Genomic DNA, 8,130 nt, shown 5'->3' on the forward strand with positions numbered 1-8,130 from the left:
TGGTTTTTTTTGCTTTTTGATCCAGTTCGGGTAGCATCTTCATGGGCCGGTCGAACCGATAGTTTCGTAGAAAGAAAAAACAGTTGCTTGGCTAACCTTCCGGAAATAATCCCGGCAGCCATCTTGAAGCAAGCTTTGTTGGGAACGCCACATAAAGCGGTGCGCGAGAACTTCTGGAGTCAAGGGCTCCGGTTCCAATCAGTGCGGATGTTATGCGTCGGGCATGGCGATCGGTGCTGTTCAAAAGAGTCGCAACATCTCCGCGAGGAAGTTTTCCCCGATACAGAACCGACTCTAAAACCCTGTCCGAATGCAGGGGCAGAGATCCCGTCCGGATCTCTGCTTCGGCCCAGAGCTGGATACGGATTCGCAACTTGTCCGGCTGAATCAGTCCTTCCATGAATTTCACCTGGTCGATGCAGGTTTCAAGAAAATATTTGGTAAAATCGGCCAGTGCCTCTTCGCTCAAGCTGCCTCGGCCATCAAGGTCGTTACGACGGGGCGTGTCGCATTCAGCCAAGTAAGGCTTGTACGCTTCTTGAGTCCGGGCAAGACCACGCGCAACAGACCATATCCCGCCGGTATCAAGTGCATCGAGCAGCATGGCGTGTGACATCAGGCGGGCAACCCTGCCGTTACCGTCCATGAAGGGATGAATCCATAGCAGACGGTGATGAGCTGCCGGAATAGCTAGGATCGCATCTGTCTTGCCAAGACGGCTGTAGACTTGCTCGAAGCGTGTCAGGAACCCTGGACCGCACCTGGGCTTATAGCGACATGATGTCCAACTCGGACATCTCTGTCGCGCAGCTCTCCCGGAGTGATCCCGAACCTCTTGCCGGTATCCGGGTCTTTGGCGTACCGCAGTTCTTTCGGGAGCAGCTCGCAAAACCGGCGATGAATCTCACACACCCCTTCTCGTGTCGCGGCGCGACCGGACAGACTGCCGGCATCTATCCACCGCTGCACTTCGACATGAGCCTTGGCTTCGAGTTGGAGGTTGCGTTTCTCCGGGTCAGAGCTGCAATCGTTTTTTAAAGCTCGTTCTATATCGACTGGGTGAGTGTTGTGATCTTCGATCAGGTTGCTGTAATAGCAGTTCATGACCCTAACCAGTCCGGCCAAGGCTGTAGAAATTTCTTCGGGGAGACTGCGGCGCAAGCCTGCCGCGCTTGCTGCAAGCTCAACCGCCAGGTCCGTTAGCTCCGAGCGGTGTCTGGAGCCTGCCGCAATCAGCATTGGTTCCATCATGTCAGGGCTTTCCATGCCAGGGCTCTCTTTGCGGTTGTCGATGTCCTGCTTATTGTCCTGTTTGATAATCTGTGTAGTTTATGTATAGCATTGCTCTTTGTAGAATGCAAGCTTTGACAGTCGGTGATAAATGTCCGTTATTTTGCCATAGGTTTCAACTCAACCAAGGTGCTTCAACTGCCCGGTAGGGGCTTGACTTTTGCAGATAATCTGCGATAGTATCAGTCTTTTTTAGCTTGGGTGGCTTCTCGGGTGGCCGGCGTGCCGGCTTTTATTGTTCCCTGATGTCCTTTTAGGTTGTGTAAGGTATCTGAAAATGCCGGCGGAGTACTCTACGGGACACCCTTTCACGACGGCGCCAGGGGTTCAAATGCCCTTGGGGACGCAGATTATATCAAACTACTCGGAGGGCTCCTGCACTATGATAAGTTTAAGGCGGCCGCCAAGTGGTTATTTTTTGCGGTCTCGGCCGGGCGGCAAGGGAAGATTGGGGTTGAATCACCACTTCCGGCGCGTATTTTTTGTCCAAGGGTGAGACGGCTCAATTTTTTCGGTCTTGGCCGGAATCCTGAAATGAATTTTTATGAAAGGCGGGTATGGGTATGAGAAACGGTCGGATGTTGAGCTCTTTGGCAATGTTTCTGGTTTTCTGTGCTTTACCGGGGTTGCTCGGCGTCGGCTTCGCGGCCTCGGCCCTCGACGAGGGTCCGCGCTGGTCGCGATCTTGTCGGTGAGCGCGGAACCACTTGATACGATCGAATGGTTGTCGCAAAGGCCGGAGGACGGTTTGGCCCTGATGGTTTCCGGTCCGGGCGAGGTGAGTCTCAAAAGACGTTTTTCTCCCGGCGAAGAGGTTGTTTTTTCGTCTCGCGACGATAACGGCGATCCCCTGCCGGATGGAAATTACAACTATGAGTTTTATGTGTTGCCGGCCTTCGGCGCGCTCAGAAGCGGCGCGGATGACGAAGCGGCGGTTGCGGAGGATGACTCAGGCCCCAACGTGCAATGCGGGTCGTTCGCCATTATCCAGGGAGAGATGGTCATTCCCGTCGAAGGCGAAGGTGAAAACGACAATGCAAGATTGCGGGGCGACATGACATCTTGCATTACGACGATGTGATCGTGACCGGCAGTCAATGTATCGGTTTTGACTGCGCCGATGGCGAAAACTTTGGTTGCTCTACCCTGAAGCTCAAGTAAAACAATCTGCAAATCCTGTTCGAGGACACCAGCACCGGCACTTTTTCGACCACCGACTGGAGAATTCTGGTCAACGATGCGACCAGCGGCGGCGCCGGCTATTTCACCATCTGGGATGTCGACGCCGGCCGTCGTCCCTTTACGATCGAGGCCGGGGCTCCGGCCCATGCCCTGTATGTCGAGGATTACGGGCGGGTGGGGTTGGGAACCTCAATTCTCTACGTCGAACTGCATATCGTCGATGGCGACAGCCCGACGGTGCGGTTGGATCAGAATGGGTCAAATGGATGGGCCCCGCAGAAATGGGATCTTTGTGGCAATGAAACTAATTTTTTCATTCGCGACGTTACTAATGGTTCCGCGCTCTGTTTTCGCATTCAGCCTTCGACGCCCAGCAATACCCTTTGCTGAAAGCCACCGGCAACGTCGGTATCGGTACTTGGGCTCCAACATGCAAGCTGGACGTGGACGGCGATATCAGGGCCAGCGGCGGCCTGGTGGTGGGTTCAAGTCGGGATCTGAAGTTAGACATTGAAGAGCTGCAATCCGAGGACGCCCTGAAAACCTTGCTCGCGCTCAACCCGGTCAACTACCGTTACAAGGCCGATTTGCAGGAAAAGAGGGTCGGTTTTATCGCCGAGAAGGTGCCGGAGCTGGTCGCCATGAACGATCACCAGGGCCTGAGCACAATGGATATCGTCGCCGCCCTGACCAAGGTGGTGCAGGAGCAGCGGAAAAACATTGACAAGTTACGGCTTTAGACAGGTCTGGGCCGGGCGAAAACGGTGAGTCCTGCGGTCTTTGTGGAGGCCGCGCCGTTCTGAGCTTTCATGGCGGTGTTTGGTTGTCGCGGAAAGGCGCTCTGCTTTCGTTCTTTCGTGAAAACGCCGCCCGTCGACATTGATCAACATGGTCGATGAAACTGCTGTTTGCGGTTTTTGCAGGCTTTGCGGAAAGACTGCGGCCGGGTGAAGCGAGAATCTTGTGGGGCTTGTCCCGGATTTTGGGGGCCGGCTCGGAAGATAAATTGTGACTGAAACCTTGACTCAGAGGTAAATTGTGCGCGACCAGAACACCGCCGGATTCAGTCTGCTTAGCCGCCTGCAGAGCTTTCCCATTCCGCGGGCGGAAATCTCCGCCATCGCCGTCGCTCTGCCGGAGACCGAGATTGATAATCAGGCGCTTTCCGCGCTGCTGACCGCCCCGGATGAACTCAGGAAGAGGCTGCCGGGCATCATCGCCCGGACCACCGGTATTCACCGCCGGCGTTTTTCCGCCCCCGGCCAAGCGCCCTCTGATCTGGGTCTGCTGGCTGTCAGGAAGCTCCTGCGTGAGACCGGCACCCATAAGAATGAGATAGACACGCTGATTTTTGCCGGTACCGACCAGGATTGCCTGGAACCGGCCACCGCTAACATCCTGCAACATAAACTCGGCATTCGCACGGTCAATTCTTTCGACGTGAAAAACGCCTGCAATGGTTTTCTGCAGTCCCTCAACCTTGCCAACAGCCTGATTATCTCCGGAGCCGCCCGAAAAATCTGCATCTGTGTCGCCGAGCTTCCCAGCCATTGGTTCTGCCGGGTGCTTCATGGCAAGGAGGATCTTCGCTGTAAACTCGGTGGTCTGACCTTGGGTGACGGCGCGGCCGCGATAATGGTCGAACCGAGTCGGGGGTGCGCCGGAATCACGGAAATCAATCTTTTTGCCCAAGGGGCCCACTGGGAACTCTGCCATGTTCCCGAGGACCCGCACTGGCGCCGGAAAATTCCGTCGAGCATCAATGGCTGGTTTTATCTTGACCTCAGCAATCTGGCCCGGGTCGTGCGTCCTCTGAGTATTAAGTACTTTCGCGAGTACCGGAGTTTCCGGCGGAGGGTGCATGGGGAAACAAATTTTACCGGGCGGCTGGACAAGGTTATTCCCCATCAGATATCACCCCATCTGATTGCAGAGATTGTCAAGATCTTCAGGGAAAAAATGGAGAAGGTGGCGATTACGGCCGACTATCTCGGCAATACGGCGGCGGCAGCGATTCCGATAACCCTCAGTGCCCAGATCGAATGCGGCAATCTGGGTTTCGGCAGCGGGCAGGAAATCCTGCTGTTCGGCGCCGCCAGTGGTCTGGGTATGGGACATGTGCGCATGACTCTTTAACGGCTGAAGGCATAAGTTTTTGCTTTTTGCGCTTTTGCTGGAGATGGAAAGCGTTGCTTGTGAAATGAAGGGCTGGGTGAGAAACCAGGCCCGGAATGTGGATGCGTGATGCTCCCCACTCCGGGCCTTTTTTTTATGGTTGACTTACAATATAGCTGCCGTCACAGGCGTTGGTGAATAGCAGGCTATAGCTTGTCGCCGCCTGGCTCAGATTGATGGTGCCGCTGCTGGGATAGTCGGCGCAGACCGCGGGGTTTAAGGTCAGATTGTTGATGGTGACATTGTAGCCGGCCAGCGATCCGGTCTGGGTGGTGTTGATCACGATAACCTCGTCGCTTGATTCGGTGATGTTCAGACTCAGATTGACCGGGCCGGAATTGGTTTGCAGATTGGCGACCGCCTGATAACTTGAACTGCCGGGCGTCAGGGTTAGAGTGCCGCTGCTGACGCTGTAGGTTCCGGTGCTGAAATTATTAAAGCCGACGCTGATCTGGGCAAAGGAAAAATCGTCCAGGGACAGGTTGCTGGCGTTGATGGTTACCTGGCCGTTCAGGACTATGCCCTCAATGCTTTGCAGATCGGTGAACTTCAGGGTGATTGTTGCCCCATTATTGTCGGCCGACAGATTGCCGGAAACGCTGCCGTTGAGCAGCGGCACGCCGTCGCGGATGAGCTGGGTGGCAGTCAGGGTGAAGTCGGCTGAAATTCCGCTGGACGTCAGAGCCAGATTGGCGAGACTGAGCGTGGCCTGGCCGGAATAGGTGCTGGTGCTGCCCTGTGGTTGACAACCCTGACCGAAGTCGATGGTTACGGTAGCGGTTGCGGGCAGGTGCTCCAGATTGATGGTTGCGGGGTTGCTGGTGACCTCCGGACAGCTTGAACCGTCGCCTTCCATGACGAGAAGGAAGAGGTCCATGATTTCATCCAGAATATCCGCCAGCTCATCGTTGTAGGCGACCAGGTCCAGGACGTTTTCGACTTCGGTGGCCAGACCGGCGGGCAGGGCCGCGTCGCTTGAGGTCGCCGGCGCCTTGAGGCTGGGCATGCCGTCCAGCATGGTGGCGAAATTATCGCCATTAAGCTGAAAGCCCACCAGCTCAAGATCGGAAGCGTATCGGACATAGGTGGCCGTCGCCAGATTCTGAGGGGAGAAGATGTTTTCCGGGGTGCCCAGTTCCTTTTTATGGGCGGCCAGGTTTATGGTTTTGGCGGAGATCTGGTTGCCGTAGTTGTCGTAGGCGGTCAGCGTTACCGTGGCGCTGGTCGCATTGGGGTTAACCAGGGCGATTCCCGTCCAGCCCTGTTTTTCCAGGCGGGCGAAAACGCCGTTTCTGCTTTTGAGATCGACCAGGGAATAGCCTGCCAGCTGCTCACTGTCGTTCGAGCCGAAAAGCTCCAGACTGGTGATGTCGGCGCTGCTGCTGATACTGAACCAGGCGGTGTCGGCCGACAGGCCGAGAGTGGCCGGGGTGCCGATGTATTTTTGTCCGGGGCCCAGGGTTGCGCTCTTGCCAGTCAGGGGCGTGCCGTTGGCGTTGTAGGGTTGAATCGTGAGGTTGGCGGTGTTGCTGGAAGACGGATTGTAGGCGACGATTCCGGTCCACCAGGAAGCGTCGGCGACGACATGGGCGACGTTGATGGTTTTGCCGAGCTTATCCTCAAGCACGACTCCGGAGAGTTGTCGGCTGTTGCCGAAAAGCTCGAGCCCGACCACGCCGTTGGCGTTACTGATAACGCCGGAGTTGATCAGCGGCTTGCTGAGCACGCCGAACAGGCCAGCGATAGTGAAAACCCGGTGTTCTTTGGGACCCAGGCTTAGCGATCGGGTTTCGCCGGTGTTGAAAGTGATGGTCAGATTCTTGGTCGCATCGGTGGTGTTGACCAGGCTGAGACCGGTCCACCAATTACTGTCGGAGGCGATATGGGCGATATAAATGTTGCTGTTGCCGGTTTCGCTCACGGCCGGCACCGCCACCTGGGAAATTCCGTACTGGAAGAATTTGGTATAGCCGACCAGGGAACTTGCATCTGTGGTGAAAATCAGATAGCCGATGTTTTGAGGATCGGCCATTTCCGCGCCGACGTTTACCTGGCGGCGCTGATTGGGACCCAGCTGAATGTCCAGGTTGCCGGCTGGAACGCCGTCGTTGCGGTAGGCTTGCAGTGTGCCGGAAACCGTGGCGCCGGCGCTCGTATTGATCAGGCAGACCTCGGTTCCCCAGGCGGCATTGCTGGCGACATGGGGAAAATAGACATGGGCTTCGGCCTTGAGTCGGCAATCAACCAGGATGAAAGCCAGAACGGCAAGCAGAAAAACAAATTGCAGACGGTTGAAAAATATTTTCATATGACTCTCCTGTGAACATTGTGATTGAAGTGGAAAATTGAATTGGAACTACGCGCTGGTTGTTATGCTCCGCTTCAGCAGTCGCAGAAAACCAATAAAACGCTTTATTTCCTCAGTATACGGCCTTTCCGAGTAGATTTAAAAAATCCTGCGGCGCATGGACACGGACAGCTCGTCTGTGAACTTTAAACCTGAAGTATAACTCTGTGGGAAATCCCTTGACATGGTTCTGACGATGTTTTATGGATGGTTGAAAAGTCAAATCAACTCGGAGCGATAATATCAAAAAGCAGCTTAAAGATCAAGTTGTAAGGTCAAATTTGGCTGATAAAAATATAATGTTAAAAATCGCGCCCCACCTTTGGAGGGTGCGTCGACCTGGCGCAAAACAGTCTCCACCCTCGACTTTCCCTGTAACCAATTGATGTGAAATGAAAAATAATGCTCGCCGACATCTTGCGGCAGCTCATGTCACAGGAAGCGATTTTCTCCCCCGATTTCCCTGCACCGGACGAGGGTAACGGGTTTGCAGTCCGGTCGGATACCGGAAATCGCTCTCCAACTTCCCCGTCTTATTGCCTCCCACCGACATCGTTTCGTTGTATTTTCACCCGATCCGTGGCATGGATTGTCGGCCTCTTTTCGGCCGAGTTCATCGGGAGGTCGAAACCGGGGCTTTCCCAGGGGTGCGGAAACATATGCACCGCTCAAACTGTATTGAAATCAACAGGATATGCATCCCGTGCAGTATCGTGGGTTGGGCATGAAATTCAATCTTTACTTCGTTCTTTTCACCTTTCTGGCACATCGGTTTCTGCCGAAATACGACGTCCGGATGCAGCTGCTGATGTTCCAGATCAAAATGCTGCGCGACCGGATCGAAGACCAGCGCATTGTCCCCACGCCGGAGGAGCGAGCCAAGCTGCTGCGGCTGGGAAACGAGATCAACCACGACGTTGCAGACGTCATGCTGGTGGTCAAGCCGCAGACCTACCGGCGATGGCTGAGTCCGAAAGCCAAAACCCGCAGTCCGAAACCGGCAGGTCGTCCCAGCACCGCCGAGGATATCGTGGCGCTGATCCTGCGCATGGCGACCGAAAACCTCTCCTGGGGCTACAAGCGTATCTTCGGCGAGCTCAAAAAGCTCGGCATTGCCGTGAGGCTTACCACCATCC

The 8,130-nt window shown here is 55.2% G+C and carries 6 protein-coding genes and 1 pseudogene; 5 read left to right on the top strand and 2 right to left on the bottom strand.

What is annotated here, in order from left to right:
• Window positions 1-91: 91 nt before the first annotated feature.
• Window positions 92-1,248: pseudogene (locus ENN66_04700) on the bottom strand (Fic family protein).
• Window positions 1,249-1,834: 586 nt separating this feature from the next.
• Here ENN66_04700 and ENN66_04705 point away from each other — a divergent pair.
• The 4 genes from ENN66_04705 (at window position 1,835) to ENN66_04720 (ending at window position 4,608) form a co-directional block, all read left to right on the top strand.
• A complete protein-coding gene (locus ENN66_04705) occupies window positions 1,835-2,371 on the top strand; it encodes a hypothetical protein (GenBank protein HDS15905.1) in 537 nt (178 codons plus the stop codon).
• A 281-nt stretch (window positions 2,372-2,652) separates the two neighbouring features.
• Window positions 2,653-2,862 carry a hypothetical protein gene (locus tag ENN66_04710; protein HDS15906.1) on the top strand — a complete coding sequence of 70 codons (210 nt, stop codon included), beginning with the start codon at window positions 2,653-2,655 and terminating at the stop codon, window positions 2,860-2,862.
• Window positions 2,817-3,212: a tail fiber domain-containing protein gene (locus ENN66_04715; protein HDS15907.1), complete on the top strand. Its 396-nt coding sequence runs from the start codon at window positions 2,817-2,819 to the stop codon at window positions 3,210-3,212. Before ENN66_04710 ends, ENN66_04715 begins: the two co-directional genes overlap by 46 nt.
• 298 nt (window positions 3,213-3,510) lie before the next feature.
• Complete coding sequence (locus ENN66_04720) at window positions 3,511-4,608, top strand: ketoacyl-ACP synthase III (protein ID HDS15908.1); 1,098 nt, start codon at window positions 3,511-3,513, stop codon at window positions 4,606-4,608.
• 133 nt (window positions 4,609-4,741) lie between these two features.
• Here ENN66_04720 and ENN66_04725 read toward each other — a convergent pair whose 3' ends face one another.
• Window positions 4,742-6,955 carry a hypothetical protein gene (locus ENN66_04725; GenBank protein HDS15909.1) on the bottom strand — a complete coding sequence of 738 codons (2,214 nt, stop codon included), beginning with the start codon at window positions 6,953-6,955 and terminating at the stop codon, window positions 4,742-4,744.
• A gap of 763 nt (window positions 6,956-7,718) precedes the next feature.
• On the opposite strand from ENN66_04725, the gene ENN66_04730 reads away from it, so the two are divergent.
• On the top strand, window positions 7,719-8,130 hold a 412-nt coding region (locus tag ENN66_04730), incomplete at its 3' end, for an integrase (protein HDS15910.1).

The organism is Pseudomonadota bacterium (assembly GCA_011049115.1).
GTDB lineage: Bacteria > Desulfobacterota > Anaeroferrophillalia > Anaeroferrophillales > Tharpellaceae > DSCM01.